Genomic DNA, 19716 nt, shown 5'->3' with positions numbered 1-19716 from the left:
CCGAGCGCAACCGCCGCCCTGCGGACCTTAGAACACCACCACGGAGCGGATGCTCTTGCCGGCATGCATGAGGTCGAAGGCGGTGTTGATCTCTTCCAGGCCCATGACATGGGTGATCATGGGATCGATCTCGATCTTGCCGGTCATGTACATGTCGACGATCTTGGGCACGTCCGTGCGGCCCTTGGCGCCGCCGAACGCCGTGCCGCGCCAGTTGCGCCCGGTAACGAGCTGGAATGGCCGCGTGGCGATCTCCTTGCCCGCTTCCGCTACGCCGATGATGATGCTGGTGCCCCAGCCACGATGGCAGGCTTCCAGCGCCGTGCGCATCACTTCGGTGTTACCGGTCGCGTCGAAGGTATAGTCCGCGCCGCCGTCGGTCATCGCCACGATCTTCGCTACCACATCCTCGCGGCTCATGCCCTTGGAATTGAGGAAGTCGGTCATGCCGAACTTGCGCCCCCATTCCTCGCGATCCGGGTTGATGTCGACGCCGATGATCTTGTTGGCGCCGGCGAGGCGGGCACCCTGGATGACGTTGAGGCCGATGCCGCCGAGTCCAAAGATCACAACATTGTCGCCGACCTGAACCTTGGCGGTGTTGATAACCGCGCCCACGCCCGTCGTCACGCCGCAGCCGATGTAGCAGCTCGTCTTGAACGGCGCATCTTCACGGATCTTGGCGACCGCGATCTCGGGCAGAACGGTGAAGTTCGAGAAGGTCGAGCAGCCCATATAATGGTAGATCGGCTGGCCCTTGTAGGAAAAGCGCGTCGTGCCGTCCGGCATCAGGCCCTTGCCCTGCGTCGCGCGGATCGCGGTGCACAGGTTGGTCTTGCCTGAGAGGCAGGACTTACACTGGCGGCATTCCGGCGTGTAGAGTGGGATGACATGGTCGCCCGGCACCACGGAGGTGACGCCCACGCCGACCTCGCGCACGATGCCCGCACCTTCATGGCCGAGCACGCTGGGGAAGATGCCTTCGCTGTCGAGGCCGTCGAGCGTGTACGCGTCGGTATGGCAGATGCCCGTCGCCATGATCTCGACCAGAACCTCGCCCGCCTTGGGCCCTTCCAGATCCAGCTCGACGATCTCCAGCGGCTTCTTCGCCTCAAATGCTAACGCAGCCCGCGTTTTCATGCCCCATCTCTCCAGCAAGGAACGGCGCTCGCGCGCCAGTTGCCGCTTGTTGGAACCTGAGACTGATTCTTGCAACCCCGCCCAAGCCGGTCGAACGCTTATTTCGCGCGGCACAGGGCCAGCAGGCCGGCCTCCCCGGCGCCGAGACTGAGCAGCGCGCAGAGCAGGATTGCGAGGGCGGCGAGCGTCCGCACGCCGGGCTTGCGGGCCAGCCCGGCGAGCATCGTAGCGCCGCCCTGCACCGCAAGCAGCGCCGGCAGTGTGCCGATGCCAAAGCCCGCCATGACCAGCAGTCCGCCGGTGAGCGACCCGGCAAAGGCCGCATATAGCAACGCACCGTAGACCATTCCGCACGGCATCATGCCCCAGCCAAAGCCGGTAGCAACCATGCGCAGGCGCGGCGGCAGCATCGATCGCGCCGCGCCTGCGACGGAAGCCGGCACATGCACCTGCCCCCTGATTGCGTGACCGACCACAGCGGGGCTCGGCATGAGACCCAGCATCGAGAAGCCGACCCACGCGAGGCTCATCGCCGCCGCCCAGCGCAGGAGCAGATGGCCGAGTGTCGCATCCAGCCCGCCCAGCGCCAGTGCGCCCAGCGCCCCCGCCGCGCCACCCATCACCATATAGGCCCCGATGCGACCGGCATGAAGCCGGGCCGCGAAGGCCGCGGGATGGTCACCCTCGCTCCGCGCCTGGCCGAGCAGGAGCGCAATGCCGCCACACATGCCGACGCAGTGCAGGCTGGAGGCAAAGCCGAGCAGAAATCCGCCGCCAAAGGTCCACGGATCGGCCATCGCTCAGATCGCGCTGCTGAACCGCTGCTGCGATAGGGCGCGATGGCGGTCGAACAACACTGCGACGGCGCGTCCATAAGGCCGCCCCTGTTCGGTGATGCGCAAGCTATTGCCCTCCAGCGTAGCGAGGCCTCGCTCCAGGAAGGGCGCGAGCCCGGCACGCAGGTCGGTCCGGTGCAGATCGGTGCCGACGTTAGCGGCCCGGCCACAGAGCAGATCCTCGATGATCGCGCCGCGCCGCTGATCATCCGCGTCGCGCAGGATGCCGCGCTCGCCGGTCAGGCGGCCGGCGCCGGCGCGCATCCGGTAGCGGCCGCTATTCTTGTCATTCTGCACGATGAGATGCGGAAACTGGCCGATGGCCGTCGCGCCGATGCCGATCAGCACATCGGCCCGATCCTCGGTGAAGCCCTGAAAATTGCGGCGCAGCGTGCCGCTCTGCTGGGCCTTGGCGAGATCGTCATGGGGCAGCGCGAAATGATCGAAACCGACGGGCACGTAGCCCGCGCTCACCAGCTGAACATGCCCCAGCGCCGCCATGGCGAAACGCTCGGCCTGATCAGGCAGATGGGTGGCATCGATCCGCTTCTGGCGGGGCAGCATATGCGGCACATGCGCATAGCCGAACAGGGCGATCCTGTCCGGCCGCATGGCGATGGCCTCGTCCAGCGTCTGCTCCAGAATCGCGCGGTCCTGGCCGGGCAGACCGTACATCAGATCGAAATTGATGGACCGCACGCCGTTGCTGCGCAGGCGATCAACCGCGCTGACGATCAGATCGCGCGGCTGGACCCGCCCGATTGCGGCCTGGATGGCGGGATCGAAGGTCTGCACGCCAAGGCTGGCGCGTTTGGTGCCGGAGACGCCCAGCGTCATGGCCCAGCGCTGGTCGAACCCGCGCGGATCGATCTCGACCGAGAGCACCGGCGCGCCGCAGTTGAAGGCCAGCATCATCTCATCGACCAGCCGGGCAAACTCCAGCGGCGGGATGGCATTGGGGCTGCCGCCCCCAAAGGCGATGCGCTCGACGCGGGCGCGTCCGCCGAGGCGCTGGGCGACAGTGCGAATTTCGGCATGAAGCGCATCGAGATAGCTGGTCAACCGCTGCGCCTTGTTGGAGCGCCCGGTGTTGCACCCGCAATACCAGCAGATCTCCTCGCAAAAGGGGATGTGCACATAAAGCGAGACGGGTTGCCCCGGCTGCACCGCATCCAGCGCATGGCCGAGATAGGCCTCCCCCACCCGGTCCGTGAACTCGGCCGCCGTCGGATAGCTGGTGTAGCGCGGCACCGGCCGGGCGAGCAGATCGGGATAATAGGACCACATGGAAATGGCTCTACTTTGTCGGGCCTTGGCTGCCCTTGACCTCGATCAAGCCAAGTCTTGCGCTGGGTCAATGAGCGGCGCCCACCCCAATCCTAATGAGCGATGCAGGTTCAGGGAAAGAAAGGAAAGAACCCATGAATGCTCGTTTATTCAGCTGTGTCGCCGGTCTTGCGATGCTCGCTGCCCCCGGGGTCGCGCAGGCGCAGCAAGGCAAGGTGCAGGTCAAGCTGATGGCAACCGGCGTGCTGCCGAATGGCAAGATCGACACGGTGAAATCCGCCACGGTGACGCTGCCTGCCGGCACGGACACCGCCGCCAGCGACAATTGGGTGCCGACCGTCGCAATCGAATATTTCCTGAGCGATGCCGTCTCGGTGGAGACGATCTGCTGCATGACCGCGCACCATGTGGATGGCGCGGGCGCGATCAAGGGCGTCAACCGGCTGCTCGATGACATCAAGATCGTGCCGGCGACGGTGACGCTGAAATATCACCTCAATGCCGGCCCCATCAAACCCTATATCGGCGCCGGGCCGAGCTACTTCTGGGTGGTGGACTCCAAGGTGGGCGCGGGCGGCACTGCCGCGCTGGGCGCCGCGAGCGCCAAGCTCAAGAGCAAGGTCGGCTTCGCGCTGCAGGCCGGCATCGACATTCCGGTGAATGATACGGGCCTTGGTATCTCGTTCGACGCCAAGCGCTACTTCGTCCGGCCGACTGCCGAATTCTACAATGCCTCCGGCGCCACCGTGCTGGCGACCCGGCACGAACTCGATCCCTGGGTGGTCAGCGGCGGCGTCAGCTACCGCTTCTAAGCCCAGTTACCGGCACGCGCCGGCAAGGCGGGTCTGCTCCTCCCTCTCCCGGAGCAGGCCCGTTTTTTTTGGTGTTCGAATCCCGGCCGTTCGTGCTGAGTAGGGTCTGAGGTGAGCCGCAGGCGCGTATCGAAGAGCCGTATCGAAGCATCGCAGCGCACGGGCTAGTCCTTCGATACGCCGCTTCGACAAGCTCAGCAGCTACTCAGGACGAACGGCGGTCACTGTCCTTGACGTCACAGGTTCGCTACGACGCCGGCTTATCCTGATCCTCGATCAGAATGCGCATGGCAGCGCCGTCCGGATCATCGAACTGGCCATTGCGCAGCGACCACATGAACGCGACGAGGCCGGTCAGGCCGAGCAGCAGGGCCACGGGGATGAGGAAGATCAATCCGTTCATTTGACAGCCCAGCGCAGACGGAGGGAATTGGCCACAACGATGAGCGAGCTGCTCGACATCGCGACGGCGGCAATCAGCGGCGTGACATAGCCGGCAATCGCCAGCGGCACGGCGAGCGCATTATAGCCGATCGCTAGACCGATATTCTGCCGGACAATGCGCATGGTGGCGCGCGAGGCCCGCACCGACTTCGGGATACCCGAGAGGCTGTCGCCCAGAAACACGATGTCCGCCGCCTGCTGGCCGACGTCGCTTGCCGAGCCGGGCGCCATGGAGACATGGGCCGCGGCAAGTGCCGGGCCGTCGTTCAGTCCGTCGCCCACCATCAAAGGCTTGTGGCCCGCCTCGGCCAGCGCCTGCAGCCGCGCCAGCTTGTCGGCCGGGCGCATCCCGCCCTCGGCCGGCACGCTGAGCTCATCGGCTAGCGATTGGACCGCCTCCTCCCGATCGCCCGACATGATTGCCGGCGGGAGGCCAAGGGCGCAGAGGTCCGCCAGCGCCCGCGCGGCATCCGGGCGCAGCGCATCGGCGAAGCGGATGATGTGGCGGCGCCCGTGCGCCAGGTCCAGCGCGACCGCCATGGTCGGATCGTCACTTGCGCCAGCCTGGTCGCTCAGATCCTCTGGCGTCGGCCTGACCATCGCCACAGCCTGCCCCTGCCAGAGCGCGCGAACGCCCTCGCCGGGAATATCCTCGACGTCAGTGAGAACCGCCGGGCCGACATGCTCGCCGCCCAGCGCCTGCCGGAGCGCCACCGCGAGGGGGTGGCGGCTGGCCATGGCCAGCGCGCGGGCAATGCTCCGCTCCTCCTCGTCCAGCGCCTCGACACCGAAGGCGCGCGGGCGACCGAGCGTGAGGGTGCCGGTCTTGTCGAACAGCGCCTGATCGGCCTGCGCGAGGCGCTCAAGCGCGCTGCCATCCTTGACCAGTAGCCCGGCCCGCATCATCGCGCCGCAGACCACCACCTGCGCCACCGGCACGGCGAGGCCGAGCGCGCAGGGGCAGGTAATTATGAGCACGGCGATGGCGACCAGCAGCGATTGGTGCCAGCCCGCCCCGGCGATCATCCAGCCGGCAAAGGTGATGGCAGCGAGCAGATGCACCACCGGCGCGTAAAGCCGCGAGCATTTGTCGGCGAGGCGGACATAGCGGGACTTGGCCTGGCCGGCGCTTTCCATCAGCCGGGCAATCTCGGCAATCGCCCGCCCCTCGCCTACGGCTGTCACGCGCAGCGTCACCGGGCCGTCGAGATTGAGCGTGCCCGCGGTCGCAAGGTCCCCCGCACGCAGCGTCACCGGCGCGCTTTCGCCGGTGAGCAAGGAGAGATCGAACCGGCTGCTGCCCTGCTCGATTATGCCATCTGCCGCGAGCCGCTCGCCGGCGGCAACCAGAACGCGGTCGCCCACGGCCAGCGCATCGGCGGCAACCCACTGGCTCGCGCGATCCTCGGCCAGCCGCATGGCACCGGGCGCGGTGCGGCGTACCAGCGCTTCGGCTCCGCTGGCGGCGCGCGCGCGCATCATCTCGTCCAGCACCCGACCCGCAAGCAGGAAGGTGAGCAGCATCAACGCGCCATCGAACCAGGCATGGCGACCGCCGATGATCGTCTCATAGAGGCTCATCGAGGTGGCGAGAATGACGCCGATGGAGATCGGCACATCCATATTGGTCGTGCCCGCCCGCAGCGCCTTGAAGGCCGACCGGAAGAAGGGCTGTCCCGCATAGCTGACCGCCGGGATGGCGATCAGCGCCGAGATCCAGTGGAACAATTCGCGCGCGCTGCCATCCGCCCCGGACCAGACCGAGACCGAGAGCAGCATGACGTTCATCGCCGCAAAGGCTGCCACGGCAAGGGCGCGGATCGACTTACGCAGCGCCTGGCTGCGCTCATGCGCCGCCGCGCTGTGCAGCGGTTGCGCCTCGAACCCGATCGCGTCGAAGGCGCGCAGCAGGTCAGGCTCGGCCAGATCGGCGGCATGCGCGACGATCACCGTCTTGGCCGAGAAATTCACGCGGGCGGCGTGGACTCCCGGCTGCAATGGCAACAGCCGCTCGATCTTGGAGATGCAGCCGGCGCAATGCACGTCCGGCACAGCGAGGCGGGTTTCGACCGCATCAGCCGACCAATCGGGCCTGGGCGCCACATAGGTCATGACAGATCGACCACCCTGTTGATCTCCCGCCCATGGGCGCGGGCCCGCACATGGACGATCCAGCGGCCCTGCGGCAGGGGCTGGAGGCTCTCATACACGCCACCGCCGAGTGCCCGGAATTGCAGCACGATATCCGGCTTGCGGCCAAGCGGGTGACGGGCGGTGGCGGTCAGCGCCACATCGTTCATCGGCGCATTCGCACTGCGCAGCGTCGCGCTCAGCCGTGTCTCCGCAGTCCGATTCAGCGTGAGCGCCCAGCCCAGCGCGTTTTCGGCACGCGCCTGCGCCAGCCATTTGTTGAACTCCTGGCTGGCGACATAGCTGTTCTGCACCACCAGCCCGCCGAAAGTGGAACTGGCAAGGAAGGCCATGGTGAAGTTGACGGCCATGACCACGCCGAAAAAGCTGACGAGAATGACGGTGATATGCCGTCCGGTGAACTTGCGGGTCACTGGCCTACCTCCGGTCGAACGAAGCTCTCATCATCCTGCGCTGCCTCTTTCTGCTCGTCGAGCGTGCGCAGCGTGAAGGCGAAATCCTGGCGGGCAATGCCCTGCGCCGGCGCAACCACATGCACGCGTTCCTTGAGCACCTGATCGGGCGGCACGTAGATTTGCAGGGTCCGGCTCGCCTGATCGCGGGTCTGCCCCTCACGCCACATCAGTGCGCCGTCCAGCCCATCGAGGCCGATGGCCATAGGGCGCGCGCGGCTCTGCATGTTGCGCACCTTGATCAGATAGCTGTTGCGGATCGACCCGTCGGATAGGCGGACATAGACCGGATTGCGCTCCGCATTGGCCGCGATGTCGATGCGCGAACGCACGCCCAGCGCGAACAGCATGGCGAGGCCAATGCTCGCCCAGATCGCGAAATAGGCAATTGTGCGCGGACGGAAGAGGCGCTTGCGCACGGGCGCCGGCGCCTCACCCTTCATCTCGGCCTCGCAGTCGATCTCCGTGGCATAGTCGATCAAGCCGCGCGGGCGGCCGATCTGCGCCATCACCTTGTCACAGGCATCGACGCACAAGGCGCAGGTGATGCACCCGATCTGCGGTCCCTCGCGAATGTCGATCCCGGTCGGGCAGACCTGCACGCATTGCAGACAGTCGATGCAGTCCCCGGTCGGCAGCCCTTCATCCTGCGCCTTCTTCAGGCCCTTGGTGCGGGGCTCGCCGCGCCAGTGCTTGTAGGTGACGATGAGCGATTTCTCATCTGTCATCGCGGTCTGGATGCGCGGCCAGGGGCACATGTAGATGCACACCTGCTCGCGCATGAAGCCGCCGAAGATGAAGGTCGTCATGGTCAGCACGAAGGTGGTGCCATAGGCGACGAACGGCGCCTGCCCGGTCCAGAACTGGTGTTGCAGCGTCGGCGCATCGGCAAAGTAGAAGATCCACGCGCCGCCGGTGAGGAACGAGATGACCAGCCAGACCGCCCATTTGCGCAGCCGCTTCCAGACCTTCATCGGGGTCCAGGGTGCTTTCTCCAGCCTGATCTGCGCGTTGCGATCGCCGTCGAGGAAGCGCTCGACATGCTGGAACAGATCGGTCCAGACGGTCTGCGGGCAGGCGTAGCCGCACCAGGCGCGGCCGACGGCGGAGGTCACCAGAAACAGACCGACGCCCGCCATGATGAGCAGGCCGGCGACATAATAGAATTCGTGCGGCCAGATCTCGATGCCGAACATGAAGAAGCGGCGATTGGCGAGATCGACCAGCACCGCCTGATTGGGCGCGTGCGGCCCGCGATCCCAGCGGATCCAGGGCGTGGCCCAATAGATCGTCAGGGTGACGGCCATCACCAGCCACTTGAAGCGGCGGAACGGCCCATCGACCTGCTTGGGGAAGACCGACTTGCGCTTGGCGTAGAGGCTTTCCGCTGGCGCGGTAACATCATTCACGGGGGACATGGCAGCGTCCGTTGTTGGCGTCTTCGGCATCAGATTGCCTCCGATCGATCTTCGCTTAGGCGCAGTCGGCTCAAACGACATTGAGCAGGATCAACGAAATGAGCGGCAGCTGGCCCCTCCCCCGACGCGCGGAGGAAGGGCCAGCTCCGCCTTATGGTGTCGCGGCGTTGGCCTGCGCCTCCGGTGCCCCGGCAGCCTCAGCGGCAATCTGCGCTGCGACCGGCGTCGCCTCGCCACCGCCAAGGCCGTGGACGTAGACGGCCAGCATGCGGATCGTCGCCTTGTCGAGAGCATGGCCCCAAGCGGGCATCACACCCCGACGGCTGTTCGTCACGGTCTGGGTCAGCGTCTCGCGATCGCCGCCATAGAGCCAGATCGGGTCGGTCAGGTTCGGCGCACCGAATTCACGCAGTCCCTTGCCCGCGGGGCCGTGGCACACCGCGCAATTCTGCTGGAACAGCACGTCGCCGCGCCGTGAGGAAGCGCTGGCCTTCTCCTGCCCGCTGATCACGCGGACATGGCTCACCACATCCTGAACCTGCGTGCCGGTGAGAATGCCGTCCTTGCCGAAGGCGGGCATCAGGCTCGTGCGAGTCTGCGGCTCATCCGGGTTCCGCACGCCATGAGTGATCGTATATTCGATCGACTGCAGGTCGCCGCCCCACAGCCAATCATCATCCACCAGATTCGGGTAACCCTTGGCGCCGGCAGCGCCCGAGCCATGGCATTGCACGCAATGCACCTTGAAGGCTGCGGCGCCGCCCTGCATCGCCGCTTCCATCAGCTTTGGCTGGGCGACCAGCTTCTCGATGGGCGTGGCAGCGATGGCCGAGAGGATCGGCGTCCGGCGCGCGGTCTCGGCATCCATCACCTGTTGGAGCTGCCCGCGGCTGGACCAGCCGAACAGCCCCTTGCTGGCTTCATGCGCGAATGGAATAGCAGGATAAACCACCACATAGCCGATCGCGAACACGATCGTTGCGTAGAATGTCCAGACCCACCAGCGCGGCATGGGGGTATCGAGCTCCTCGATCCCGTCCCATTCATGGCCGACGGTCTGGGTGCCGGTCGGCGCGTCGATGCGTTTCTTCTCAGCCATGGTTGTTCTTCCTGTCATGGGCTGCGGCCTCGCCATCTTCGGCGAAGATCAGGTGCGCGGCGTCCTGGTTGCTCCGGCGCGAGCCGGGACGGAACGCCCATGCGCACAGGCCGAAATAGAGCACCACCATTGCCGAAAGCCCGTAGCTGTCCGCGAAGTGGCGCAGATCATTATAGCTCATCGCTCCACCTCCTGCGGCGCGGCGCTATCCAGATCGACAAGCGTGCCGAGCATCTGGAGATAGGCGACGAGGGCGTCCATCTCGGTCAGCTTGGCCGGATTGCCGTCGAAATCGCGGGCCTGGGCCTTGGGGTAGCGCTTGAGGAGATCGGCAGTGTCGGCCTCGGGATCGGCCTGCGCCATCAGATCGGCATTCGCCTTCTTGATGTCCTCATCGCTATAGGGCACGCCCACCCGGCGCTGCGCCGTGAGATGGGCCGTCATGTCGCCTGCCTTCAGCTCACGCTTGGTGAGGAAGGCATAGGTCGGCATGATCGATTCCGGCACGACGCTACGCGGATCGATGAGGTGCTGGACGTGCCACTCATCCGAGTAGCGCTTGCCGACGCGCGCCAGGTCCGGCCCAGTCCGCTTGGAGCCCCACTGAAATGGGTGGTCATACATGCTCTCGGCGGCGAGGCTGTAATGGCCGTAGCGCTCCACCTCGTCGCGGAACGGGCGGATCATCTGCGAGTGGCAGTTGTAGCAGCCCTCCCGCATGTAGATGTTCCGGCCCGCCAGCTCCAGCGGCGTGTAGGGACGCATTCCCTCCACCTTCTCGATCGTGTTGTCGATCCAGAAGAGCGGTGCGATCTCCACGATGCCGCCCACGGTAACCGCAGCGAAGGCAGCGACGGCAAGGAGCGTAACGTTGCGCTCCAGCTTCTTGTGCTTCTGTGCAAAGCTCGACATGGTTTTCCGTCCTTATTCCGCGGGAACCGCAGCAGGTTTGTGAGTGATCGGCCGGTCCTTGGCGGCGTCATAGGCAGCGTCGCTCATGGGCGCTTCGACGCGCTGGTGGCCGAGGATGGTGCGCCACACATTGATGGTCATGCACACCGCGCCCGAGAGGTAGAGCAGTCCGCCAAAGGCGCGCAGTACGTACATCGGGAACATCGCGCGGACGGTGTCCGAGAAGGCGTAGACAAGGTAGCCGTCCGCGCCATATTCCCGCCACATCAGGCCCTGCATGATGCCGGCGACCCACATCGCCGAGGCGTAGAAGACGATGCCGACGGTCGCGAGCCAGAAGTGCCAGTTGACCATGCGCAGCGAGTAGAGCCGGGTGCGGCCCCACAGCCGCGGCGTAAGATAGTAGATCGCCGCGAAGGTGATCATGCCGTTCCAGCCGAGCGCGCCCGAGTGAACGTGGCCGATGGTCCAGTCCGTATAGTGCGAGAGGCTGTTCACGCTCTTGATCGAGAGCATCGGCCCTTCGAAGGTGCTCATGCCGTAGAAGGCGAGCGCCATCACCATCATGCGGATGATCGGATCGGTGCGGACCTTGTCCCAGGCGCCGTTCAGCGTCATCAGGCCGTTGATCATGCCGCCCCAACTCGGCATCCACAGCATGACCGAGAAGACCATGCCCAGCGTCTGCGCCCAATCGGGCAGCGCGGTGTAGTGGAGGTGGTGTGGGCCGGCCCAGATGTAGAGGAAGATCAGCGACCAGAAGTGGATGATCGACAGGCGATAGCTGTAGATCGGCCGCTCGGCCTGCTTGGGCACGAAATAGTACATCATCGCCAGGAAGCCGGCGGTGAGGAAGAAGCCCACGGCGTTATGGCCGTACCACCACTGGGTCAGCGCATCCTGCACGCCCGCAAAGGCGCTGTAGCTCTTGGAACCAAGCAGGCTGACCGGCATCGACAGGTTGTTGACGATGTGGAGCATCGCGATGGTGAGGATGAAGCTCAGGTAAAACCAGTTCGCCACATAGATATGCGGCTCGCTGCGCTTGACGATCGTGCCAACGAAGACCGCGAGATAGGCGACCCAAACGATGGTGAGCCACAGGTCGACATACCATTCGGGCTCGGCATATTCCTTCGCCTCGGTGATGCCGAGGAGATAGCCGGTCGCGGCGAGCACGATGAAGAGCTGGTAGCCCCAGAAGACGAAGCGCGCGAGCGAGGGGAAGGCAAGCCGGGCGCGGCAGGTGCGCTGCACGACATAAAAGCTGGTCGCGATCAGGGCATTGCCACCGAAGGCAAAGATCACTGCCGAGGTGTGCAGCGGCCGCAAGCGCCCGAAGCTGGTATATTCCAGCCCCAGGTTGAGCGCCGGGAAGGCAAGCTGCAAGGCAATGTAGAGCCCGGCGAGAAAACCGGCCATGCCCCAGAACACCGTGGCGATAACGCCCCAGCGCACCGGATCGTCATCATAATGCCCCTGATCGGGCATGCGCAGAATGCCGCGCGCCATGCCGCCCCAATCGGCGGAGCGAAGCGTCCCCATCATGGCGAGCAGCGCCGCGAGCGACGCAATGACCATGTGGATGGCAAATCCGGAATCCACGGCGAGCGCGGAGGCGAGCATCGCGAGAATGGCGAGCAGGAGCCAGCCTCCCGCCTTCATTGTTAGACCGGTCATAGAAACCCCTTGAGCAGCACAGTCCTGGGACTGTGCTGTCGCTGTGGATCAGCGGGGGCTCGGCATCATTGACATGGGTCAACGGGAAGAATGCGGCCTGCGGGGTGGCCGGTGTGCCGTGATGCGCGGCGACGAGGAGCGCGGTGCTCAGCCGTTGCCGGCTTCGGCCTCCATGGCGTCATGATCGAGAATGACGACGGTCCGCCGATCCGGCAGATCGATGATCCCGGCCTGGCGCAGCCGGGTGAGCTGGCGACTCACAGTCTCGATGGTGAGGCCCAGCAGATCGGCCATCTGCTGGCGGGTGAGCGGCAGTTCGAAGCGCTCGACAAGATCGCTGCCGCTACAGCTTGCATCGGCAAGCCGCTGCGCCATTTCGAGCAGGAAGGTCGCGACACGCTCTCCGGCGCTCTTGCGCCCGAGCAACAGCATCCAGTGGCGGGCGCGATCCAGTTCGGTGAGGGTCCGCTGGAGCAGCTTGTGCTCCAGCTCCGGATGCGTGCGGGCAAAATCGTCGAAGGAGGAGCGCGTGAACAGGCACACCTGCGCATCACACAGCGCGGTGACGCTGTGCTGAGTCGTGCTGCCAAACGGACGCCCGATGAAATCGGACGGATAGACAACGCCGACGATCTGCTCGCGGCCATCCGCTGTGGAGGTCGACAGCTTGAGCACGCCGTCGATCACATTGGCGACCAGCAAGCTGTCATCGCCTTCCCACATCAGCGTCTGCCCGCGATGCACGGGCACGCGACGACCGATCTTGTTGAGTACCTCCAGCTCGGAGGTATCCAAAGATGAACAGATCGCGCGGTTCCGCACGACACATTGTTGGCAGCTAGTCACCGCGACTCTTTACAGCAGTCGTCGAGACTTTCCAACGGCCTAAGCAGGCCGTGCATACCAAAGGCATATTGGAAGCCCCGGCCCTCGCCGTTCATGGATGACACCGCCGTCAGTAGCCGACGGTGAACCGCATGTTCTTGTGCTTGGGCGTCTCGATCTCGTCGATCATCGCGACGGCGAAATCCTCATAGCTGATCGAGCTTTTACCGTCCGGGGCCGTCAGCAGCGTCTCGGTGCCGAGGCGGAAGGTGCCGGTGCGCTCGCCCGGTCCGAACATCATGGCCGGCGACAGGAACGTCCAGTCAAAGCCCGGTCCGGCCTTCAGCTGGTTGAGGAAATCGCGCGCCGGTGCGGCCTCGACCTTGATGAAGTCCGGGAAACCCGGCGTATCGAGCAGCACCACGCCATCCTCGGTCTGCAGGCTCGCCGCGCCGCCGACGACCAGCAGCCAGCACCCGGCCTTGCGCGCCACCGCGAACACATTGTCCGCATCCAGCGACTTGAACGGCATGGAGAGAATGACCGCATCATGGCCGGCGATCTTGCTCGCCATGTCGTCGACATCATTGATGTCGGCCTTCACCCACGTCACGCCCTCGCGCGGGGCCTGAGTGTCCGCGCTGCGCGAAATGCCGGTGACACTGTGCCCGCGACTCACGGCCTCATCGACCAGACGCTGGCCTGCATTGCCAGTGGCACCCATGATTGCGATCTTCATGCCTGCATTCCTCTCTTATCGGGCAGATCGCGCGCCTAGCCCGCGACACCCAAATTGACTTTGCCTATTCTAAGGGCCTGTTCTTAGGGTCAAGCCGGACAAAGGCAAGAGACCAGCGCCGGCTTTCCCGACGTCAGCGGTCAACGGCCAGCTTTTCCGCCATGTTGGGATCATCCGCAGCGATCTCGACAGCATGCGAGGTGCGGAACGGCTGGTTGGAATGCGGCGCAGTCAGCAGCGTCCATTGCGCCAGATCGCAGCCGAGCAGCAGCGGCCGCTCAGGCAGGCCAGCGGCGGCGAGCTGGCTCTTGGTCAGCGCTTCCAGCTCCTGCGGACGGATGGAGAGATAGAAGATCTTCTGCCCCTCCGCCGCCAGCTTCTGCACCGTCTCGATCGCCACCGGATTGGGCTTCACTTCCTCGAAACCCGGCTTGAAGAACAGCGACCCCTGCTCGAACAGGAAGCCATCGACGCTGATGAAGAACACCCGGTGGCCCTGCAGATATTCGCGCCACTCGTGGACCGTCCCCCAGTCCTGATACTGCTTGATCCGCTGGATGCGGAACACCGAGCCCTGCATCGCCAGATAGCCGATAATCTCGGAGAGATAGAGCTCGCCGGCGGACAGGCGCGGCTGGCCCATCAGCTCGTCATAGGCCGTCAAAAACTCGCGCGGACTGGAGAAATAATAGCCGCCGACGCTGAACAGATCGGAGATGACCTGCTTTTCGCGGAAATTGACGATCACATCTTCCTGATCGACCTGAACATAGCTCTTGTTCTGCGGATTGACTTGGCTGAAGCTGCTGAGCGACGCGACGCACACATAATTGTACGTCTGGTAAAGGTGCGGCACCTCGAAATAATTGTCGCTGTCCTTCACCATGAAGGGCTCGTCGATGCCGCTCTTGAGCAGCGTCTGGGCGACCGTTTCCGACTGGCTGCGCGTCGGCTCGTCCAGGATGACGCAGTTGACCTTCTGTCCGAAGGCGGCGCGCAGACCTTCTTGGGCCTGGAAGCGCTCTTCATGCTCGCGCAGGATCGTGAAGATGAAATCATCCACATTGGCGCCAAGGCCCTGTACCGCCTTGAAGACCATGGGCAGGCCATCATTGTCGGGCAACATCCACTTGGGCGCCATGTTGGGGAAGCGGGAGGAGCGGCCGGCGCAGGGTACGATGATCTTCATGGGTCTTCTCTCTCGCGTCAAAGATTGTCCAGGGCAGCGCGGCCGCATTCGGCCACCCGCCGGGCAACGAAGGCCCGGTCCTCGTCGGTCTTCGCATAAGGCAGGATGCGCGCGAAGGTGAGGCCGAGCAGGATGTAGTGGCGGGCCGGATAGGCCGGGTCGAGCGCTGTCGCTGCGGCGTGGAAGCGCTGGCGCAGCCACCATGTCACACCCCGCGCGAGCGGCCGGCCGCGATGGGCGTGCCAAAGCCCCTCGCATTCCTGAAACAGCTTGGACCAGTCGATCCAGACATGGTCGAACGGCGATGTGATCGTATCGATCAGCCACAAGGCGCCGCGCCGGTCGACGAGGATGTTCTCGAAGGTCAGATCGCCATGCGCGGCCGTGGGTTTCTCGTCCGCCACCAGCACATCCATGCGCCGCGCCGCCTCCACCAGAGGGGCGAGCGCTTCCTCGTGCATCGCGCCAGTCTTGTCGGCAATCTGCTGCAGCTTGTCCACCAGCAGGCTCTTGCGCGGCGCGAGTGGCGGCTGGCTGACCGGCACCGAGACCGCCAGGCAGCTCATCAGCCGCTCCACGCGGTCGGCGAAATCGGCGACATTATCAAAGGTGCCATTGGAGAGGAAATTGACCGCATCGCGCGACGGGATGAACGCCATGTCGAAATAGAACAGTCCGTCCTGCTCGCCCATGTCGAGCACCTCGGGCATCCCGGCACAGCCTTCCACCAGCCCAGCCAGCGCCTGCTGCCGCACCGCCTGATCGCGCAACGACCCGTTGGCATCGACAAGATTGGCCGCCTTGCGCACGAAGGGCTGCCCGCCATCACGAACCAGCGCGACGGTCGCGCCGGAAAAGCCGGAGAGCGGAATGACCTCGCGAAACATCCGCAAGGCCGGGTGGCTGTCGAGGGTCAACTCTGGTCCTGTCATGATTTGCCCGGCCCATGGATGACGCCAGCCTGGGTCACGTCAATGACAGTCATGCCCGCGGCAAGCCCGGACGCGATTCCGACCGGCGTATCCTCGAACACGAGGCAGCGTGCGGGGGCCACCCCCAGCAACGCCGCGCCCGCGAGATAAGGTTCGGCATGCGGCTTGCCTTGCGCCACATCATCGCCGCTGACCACGGCGCCGAAATGGGGGCGCCACGCCATCGTTTCCAAGATCGCTTCGACGCCATCCCGATTGCCCGACGACACCAGTGCCATGGGGATCGTGCCGGCATGACGCGCCAGCAAGTGTGAGGCGGTCAGGGCCGGCGCCTTCTCCTGCCGCAGCACGGTCTTGAAATGCGCCTTCTTCTCGGCATGGAGGGCGGCGATCATCGCATCGTCGATCTCACCCATGCCCGCCGCTGCCGCAAAAGCCGGGATCGCGATCCGGGCGGGCGGACCGACATTTGCAAGATAATCATCCATGGTGAAGCGATAGCCGCGCGCATCGAACACCGCTGCGTAGGCGAGGCCGTGGAGCGGCATGGTATCGACCAACGTGCCATCCAGATCGAACAGCAGGGCGTCATAGACGGAGAGGTCCACGCCGAGCGGCCATGGCTCCACGGACACGTCCGACGTCATTTCCCGCCCCGCGACATAACTAAAACGACCATCGACCCTCAAATAACCCCCTGCAATCGACGCACATCTGTCGCGCTGGCGAGCATTCTCTCAGCTGGCCGTCGTGAGAATGTGGAAATGGGTTGAATTCTTAATCCGAAATCTTGCTAGGTTGAACGCGCGCGCCATTGGCCATCGAGGAAAACCCGTGAAGTCTGTAAATGGAAAACCTGCAAGCGAGTTCCTCGACGATCGGCTTGCCGCAGCCAAAGAATTGACCGAGGCCTCAGACTATACCCCTGCCCTGGAGATTTACGAGGCAATATTTAAGGAGGGCATAACGGCCCGCCCCGCCTTTGAGGGCGCCGGACGCGCTGTGACCGGCGCGCTGATCGACGAGGCTTTGCCGACGGACTGGGGTCGGGAGCGGCTGGACGATCTCCTCCGCATCCTCGTCCTTGAGCGCGATCGCGACGGCACGCCCCCTGCCCTTTGCGCGCGGGTCGCAGCAGCCCATGCCGGCGGCAATCAGGGCGTACTCCAGAAGGCGGCCGACCTTCTTCGGCCCGTTCTGACAGCTTTGTGGGATGAGGGCGCGCACGACCGCGGCTTTTTGATCGCCGTGCTGCTGCTGCGCCACCCCCTGCAGGGCTGGCAGGACGAAGCCGCGATCTCGCGCTGGCATCTCGACCTGCTGCCGCAACTGGATCGGCACGAACTCAGCCTGCCCTATAACGGCATGTTCGATGCGGTGCATTTTCAGCGCAACATCGCCGATCTGGCCGGTCTCGCGGAGAACACGCCCCCCGATGTGCTGGTGCGTCGCTTTCCTGCCTGGCAGTTACTGCTCTTTCTGTGGATCACGGGATCACGCCGTGTAGACGCACAACTTGCCGCATGGCTGGCGGCCTATCGCAGCGCATATCCGGGTGGTGCAACCGATGAGGACGATGGCGCGGCGGCGCGCTCTCTGGCGCTGCGATGGGCGGTTTCGCCGGATGGTCCCGCGAGCGCAGCGGCAGTCACGACGGCCCTCGGTCCGGACCTGGCCGCGCTGGCGCAGCCGGGCCTCAAGCTGCGCTCGACTGCTGATCGCGCTCGGTCGAACGCAGCGCTTGCCCGGCTGGACTCCAGGCCATGGCAGGCGGCCGCTTTCGTGGAGGACAAGGTCACGGGCAAGGCGCCTTTCCTCAAGCTCGGGCGGCGCCGTCCGCGCATTGCCGTGTGCGTTTCGGGCCAGCTGCGTGGCTACCGCGCGGCCTTCCCGACCTGGCAGGCCAGCTTGCTGCGGGACGCGGACTGCCAATTCTTCATCCATAGCTGGAGCAAGATCGGGCGCTCGGGCGCAGAGCCGTTCCGCGCTTATCTGCCCTTTGCCGGCGAAGCCTTTTGCGAGGCGTGGCGCCTGCACGCCGGGCGGCTTGGCATGACCGGCATGGCCGATCGATACCCGGCGCTATTTACTGCGCTGGCGGATGGCGGGATTGTCAGCAAGGCCGAACTCGAAACCTTCTATCGCACGGAACATGTAGTGCTGGAGGACGATAGCGACCCGGATTTTGCGGGTTGGTCCAATGCCCGCAAGATGCACTACAAGCTCAAGGCCGCGTCAGACATGGCGACCGCCCGAGGCGACGAATTCGATCTCATTCTGCGTATCCGCCCGGACAAGGTCATCGGCGCGAAAGCCTTCCGCTGGGTCGACGCCTTAGCCGCCTGCCGAGCGGCGCCCACGCTGCTTGCCGATGCGGCGATGGGCCATCAATATGGCACACTCATGATCGGGGATCAGGTCGCGCTCGCCAGCGCAGCGACCATGGCGGTCTATGCCGACACGCTAGATATCGCACCTCGCTTTCATGAGATGGCGCTCTATGATGCCAAGCCGGATTGGATGGGCCATGTCAGTCTTGCCCAGACCTGCTGGTATGCCGGCATCACCGTGGCCAGATTGCCGGCCCAGATGGGCAAGTTGATGGAAGCAGCGCCGATGGCGAGCAGCGCCATCTGCGCTGCGCTCGAGCAGGACGCTGCCGGCCGTCACGACGCTGTGGACAAGGCTTTGCTCACAGCGGCGCGAACGGACAGGCAGAGGCGCTGAACTCAGGAGCCGACGACCATCCCGCCATTGGGGTGGAGCACCTGCCCGCTCATATAGCTGGAATCCTCGCAGGCGAGGAACAGGAAGCACGGCGCGACTTCGTTCGGCTGGCCCGGGCGACCCATCGGCGTGCTCTCGCCGAAATGCGCGAGTTTCTCCTTGCTGGCACCGCCGAACGGGTTGAGTGGCGTCCAGATCGGCCCCGGCGCCACGGCGTTGACGCGAATGCCCTTGTCGATGAGGTTTTCGCTGAGCGAGCGGGTGAACGCCGTGATGGCGCCCTTGGTGCTCGAATAATCGAGCAGTTCCTTGGAGCCCTGATACATTGTGACGGAGGTGCAGTTGACGATCGCGGCGCCCTCGCGAAGATGCGGCATCGCCGCCTGCACCACGAAGAACATCGAGTAGATGTTTGTCTGGAACGTGCGCTTGAGCTGTTCCTCGGTGATGTCCTCGATCGCCTTGTCCGGGTGCTGCTCGCCGGCATTGTTGACGATGATGTCGAGACCCCCGAACGCTCCCACGGTGCGATCGATCAGGTCCTGACAGACAGCCTTGTCACCCAGATCGCCTGCGAACACGAGCGCGCGAGCGCCTTCCTGCTCGACCAGCTTTTGCGTCTTGGCGGCGTCCTCATGCTCGCACAGATAGGCAATGGCGACGTCGGCGCCTTCACGCGCGAACAGCACCGCAACCGCCCGGCCGATACCACTATCCGCACCGGTCACGACCGCGACCTTGCCTTTCAGTCGGCCCGATCCGGGGTAGCGCGGCATGAACTCCGGCTGGGGATCGAGCTTGTGCTCGTCACCAGGCAGATTGTCTTCGTGGATCATGTCGATTGTGTCAGTCATGGATCATTCTTCCGTTCAGCACGTCACTTGACGTGGTCTGGCTTGCCCTTGCGGGTGCCTGAGGCAAAATCCTCAAGCTGGCTCTTGCTCATCGAGTCATACATCTCGCGTGAGGCCCCCTTGAGGTCGGATTTGGCGCTGTCACCGCGTTTGGCGGACAAGGCTGCCCCGGCGGCTTTCTGCTGCGCTTTGGATTTGGCTGGCATGAGTAAGCCTCCA

Annotated in this window: 20 protein-coding genes; 2 read left to right on the top strand and 18 right to left on the bottom strand. The window is 64.7% G+C overall.

Going from position 1 to position 19716, the window contains the following annotated elements; genetic code table 11:
* Nucleotides 1-27: 27 nt before the first annotated feature.
* The 3 genes from M2331_RS05550 to hemN all read right to left on the bottom strand — a co-directional run bounded on the left by M2331_RS05550 (nucleotide 28) and on the right by hemN (nucleotide 3263).
* The gene (locus tag M2331_RS05550; RefSeq protein ID WP_181559347.1) at nucleotides 28-1140 is read right to left on the bottom strand and encodes an S-(hydroxymethyl)glutathione dehydrogenase/class III alcohol dehydrogenase; all 1113 of its coding nucleotides are present in this window, start codon (nucleotides 1138-1140) and stop codon (nucleotides 28-30) included.
* Between the two features lie 98 nt (nucleotides 1141-1238).
* The gene (locus tag M2331_RS05545; protein WP_181559346.1) at nucleotides 1239-1937 is read right to left on the bottom strand and encodes a sulfite exporter TauE/SafE family protein; all 699 of its coding nucleotides are present in this window, start codon (nucleotides 1935-1937) and stop codon (nucleotides 1239-1241) included.
* Between the two features lie 3 nt (nucleotides 1938-1940).
* Complete coding sequence (gene hemN / locus M2331_RS05540) at nucleotides 1941-3263, bottom strand: oxygen-independent coproporphyrinogen III oxidase (RefSeq protein ID WP_181559345.1); 1323 nt, start codon at nucleotides 3261-3263, stop codon at nucleotides 1941-1943.
* Between the two features lie 134 nt (nucleotides 3264-3397).
* Here hemN and M2331_RS05535 point away from each other — a divergent pair, with 134 nt between their 5' ends.
* Nucleotides 3398-4075, top strand: a complete 678-nt coding sequence (locus tag M2331_RS05535) for an OmpW/AlkL family protein (RefSeq protein WP_181559344.1) — start codon at nucleotides 3398-3400, stop codon at nucleotides 4073-4075.
* Nucleotides 4076-4322: 247 nt separating this feature from the next.
* Here M2331_RS05535 and ccoS read toward each other — a convergent pair whose 3' ends face one another.
* From ccoS to M2331_RS05470, 13 genes are all read right to left on the bottom strand, one after another.
* On the bottom strand, nucleotides 4323-4478 hold the full coding sequence (ccoS, locus tag M2331_RS05530; RefSeq protein WP_181559343.1) for a cbb3-type cytochrome oxidase assembly protein CcoS: 156 nt from the start codon (nucleotides 4476-4478) through the stop codon (nucleotides 4323-4325).
* Entirely contained in the window at nucleotides 4475-6631 is a 2157-nt protein-coding gene (locus M2331_RS05525) for a heavy metal translocating P-type ATPase (protein WP_181559342.1), read from the bottom strand. Before M2331_RS05525 ends, ccoS begins: the two co-directional genes overlap by 4 nt.
* The gene (locus M2331_RS05520; RefSeq protein WP_181559341.1) at nucleotides 6628-7083 is read right to left on the bottom strand and encodes a FixH family protein; all 456 of its coding nucleotides are present in this window, start codon (nucleotides 7081-7083) and stop codon (nucleotides 6628-6630) included. Before M2331_RS05520 ends, M2331_RS05525 begins: the two co-directional genes overlap by 4 nt.
* Nucleotides 7080-8540 carry a cytochrome c oxidase accessory protein CcoG gene (gene ccoG, locus M2331_RS05515; protein ID WP_181559340.1) on the bottom strand — a complete coding sequence of 487 codons (1461 nt, stop codon included), beginning with the start codon at nucleotides 8538-8540 and terminating at the stop codon, nucleotides 7080-7082. Before ccoG ends, M2331_RS05520 begins: the two co-directional genes overlap by 4 nt.
* Nucleotides 8541-8691: 151 nt before the next feature.
* Nucleotides 8692-9639, bottom strand: a complete 948-nt coding sequence (gene ccoP / locus M2331_RS05510; protein ID WP_181559339.1) for a cytochrome-c oxidase, cbb3-type subunit III — start codon at nucleotides 9637-9639, stop codon at nucleotides 8692-8694.
* Nucleotides 9632-9820 (bottom strand): cbb3-type cytochrome oxidase subunit 3, encoded by a 189-nt coding sequence (locus M2331_RS05505; RefSeq protein WP_181559338.1) that lies wholly within the window; start codon nucleotides 9818-9820, stop codon nucleotides 9632-9634. Before M2331_RS05505 ends, ccoP begins: the two co-directional genes overlap by 8 nt.
* Nucleotides 9817-10551, bottom strand: a complete 735-nt coding sequence (gene ccoO, locus M2331_RS05500) for a cytochrome-c oxidase, cbb3-type subunit II (RefSeq protein WP_181559337.1) — start codon at nucleotides 10549-10551, stop codon at nucleotides 9817-9819. Before ccoO ends, M2331_RS05505 begins: the two co-directional genes overlap by 4 nt.
* Before the next feature lie 12 nt (nucleotides 10552-10563).
* Nucleotides 10564-12231, bottom strand: a complete 1668-nt coding sequence (gene ccoN / locus M2331_RS05495) for a cytochrome-c oxidase, cbb3-type subunit I (protein ID WP_181559336.1) — start codon at nucleotides 12229-12231, stop codon at nucleotides 10564-10566.
* A 147-nt stretch (nucleotides 12232-12378) separates the two neighbouring features.
* Nucleotides 12379-13077, bottom strand: coding sequence for a Crp/Fnr family transcriptional regulator (locus M2331_RS05490; protein WP_181559335.1), 699 nt, complete (start codon nucleotides 13075-13077; stop codon nucleotides 12379-12381).
* A gap of 109 nt (nucleotides 13078-13186) precedes the next feature.
* The gene (locus M2331_RS05485; RefSeq protein WP_181559334.1) at nucleotides 13187-13795 is read right to left on the bottom strand and encodes an NAD(P)-dependent oxidoreductase; all 609 of its coding nucleotides are present in this window, start codon (nucleotides 13793-13795) and stop codon (nucleotides 13187-13189) included.
* 133 nt (nucleotides 13796-13928) lie between these two features.
* A complete protein-coding gene (locus tag M2331_RS05480) occupies nucleotides 13929-14984 on the bottom strand; it encodes a hypothetical protein (protein ID WP_181559333.1) in 1056 nt (351 codons plus the stop codon).
* Nucleotides 14985-15001: 17 nt separating this feature from the next.
* Nucleotides 15002-15901 carry a phosphotransferase gene (locus M2331_RS05475; protein ID WP_181559332.1) on the bottom strand — a complete coding sequence of 300 codons (900 nt, stop codon included), beginning with the start codon at nucleotides 15899-15901 and terminating at the stop codon, nucleotides 15002-15004.
* An 11-nt stretch (nucleotides 15902-15912) separates the two neighbouring features.
* On the bottom strand, nucleotides 15913-16551 hold the full coding sequence (locus M2331_RS05470; protein ID WP_181559331.1) for an HAD family hydrolase: 639 nt from the start codon (nucleotides 16549-16551) through the stop codon (nucleotides 15913-15915).
* A 199-nt stretch (nucleotides 16552-16750) separates the two neighbouring features.
* Between M2331_RS05470 and M2331_RS05465 the strand changes: the two genes are divergently transcribed.
* Nucleotides 16751-18643 carry a hypothetical protein gene (locus M2331_RS05465; RefSeq protein WP_181559330.1) on the top strand — a complete coding sequence of 631 codons (1893 nt, stop codon included), beginning with the start codon at nucleotides 16751-16753 and terminating at the stop codon, nucleotides 18641-18643.
* Nucleotides 18644-18645: 2 nt separating this feature from the next.
* Here M2331_RS05465 and M2331_RS05460 read toward each other — a convergent pair whose 3' ends face one another.
* On the bottom strand, nucleotides 18646-19497 hold the full coding sequence (locus M2331_RS05460; RefSeq protein ID WP_181559329.1) for an SDR family oxidoreductase: 852 nt from the start codon (nucleotides 19495-19497) through the stop codon (nucleotides 18646-18648).
* 23 nt (nucleotides 19498-19520) lie between these two features.
* Nucleotides 19521-19703 (bottom strand): DUF3008 family protein, encoded by a 183-nt coding sequence (locus M2331_RS05455; protein WP_181559328.1) that lies wholly within the window; start codon nucleotides 19701-19703, stop codon nucleotides 19521-19523.
* Between the last annotated feature and the right edge of the window lie 13 nt (nucleotides 19704-19716).

This window comes from Sphingobium sp. B10D7B (assembly GCF_025961955.1).
Classification (GTDB): domain Bacteria; phylum Pseudomonadota; class Alphaproteobacteria; order Sphingomonadales; family Sphingomonadaceae; genus Sphingobium.
This window is presented reverse-complemented; position numbering and strand designations above follow the sequence as displayed.

Bases quoted from the DNA above. Each gene is read 5' to 3' on its own strand.
- M2331_RS05550 (WP_181559347.1), bottom strand. From the start codon at position 1,140: ATGAAAACGCGGGCTGCGTTAGCATTTGAGGCGAAGAAGCCGCTGGAG.
- M2331_RS05545 (WP_181559346.1), bottom strand. From the start codon at position 1,937: ATGGCCGATCCGTGGACCTTTGGCGGCGGATTTCTGCTCGGCTTTGCC.
- hemN (WP_181559345.1), bottom strand. From the start codon at position 3,263: ATGTGGTCCTATTATCCCGATCTGCTCGCCCGGCCGGTGCCGCGCTAC.
- M2331_RS05535 (WP_181559344.1), top strand. From the start codon at position 3,398: ATGAATGCTCGTTTATTCAGCTGTGTCGCCGGTCTTGCGATGCTCGCT.
- ccoS (WP_181559343.1), bottom strand. From the start codon at position 4,478: ATGAACGGATTGATCTTCCTCATCCCCGTGGCCCTGCTGCTCGGCCTG.
- M2331_RS05525 (WP_181559342.1), bottom strand. From the start codon at position 6,631: ATGACCTATGTGGCGCCCAGGCCCGATTGGTCGGCTGATGCGGTCGAA.
- ccoG (WP_181559340.1), bottom strand. From the start codon at position 8,540: ATGTCCCCCGTGAATGATGTTACCGCGCCAGCGGAAAGCCTCTACGCC.
- ccoP (WP_181559339.1), bottom strand. From the start codon at position 9,639: ATGGCTGAGAAGAAACGCATCGACGCGCCGACCGGCACCCAGACCGTC.
- M2331_RS05505 (WP_181559338.1), bottom strand. From the start codon at position 9,820: ATGAGCTATAATGATCTGCGCCACTTCGCGGACAGCTACGGGCTTTCG.
- ccoO (WP_181559337.1), bottom strand. From the start codon at position 10,551: ATGTCGAGCTTTGCACAGAAGCACAAGAAGCTGGAGCGCAACGTTACG.
- ccoN (WP_181559336.1), bottom strand. From the start codon at position 12,231: ATGACCGGTCTAACAATGAAGGCGGGAGGCTGGCTCCTGCTCGCCATT.
- M2331_RS05485 (WP_181559334.1), bottom strand. From the start codon at position 13,795: ATGAAGATCGCAATCATGGGTGCCACTGGCAATGCAGGCCAGCGTCTG.
- M2331_RS05480 (WP_181559333.1), bottom strand. From the start codon at position 14,984: ATGAAGATCATCGTACCCTGCGCCGGCCGCTCCTCCCGCTTCCCCAAC.
- M2331_RS05460 (WP_181559329.1), bottom strand. From the start codon at position 19,497: ATGACTGACACAATCGACATGATCCACGAAGACAATCTGCCTGGTGAC.
- M2331_RS05455 (WP_181559328.1), bottom strand. From the start codon at position 19,703: ATGCCAGCCAAATCCAAAGCGCAGCAGAAAGCCGCCGGGGCAGCCTTG.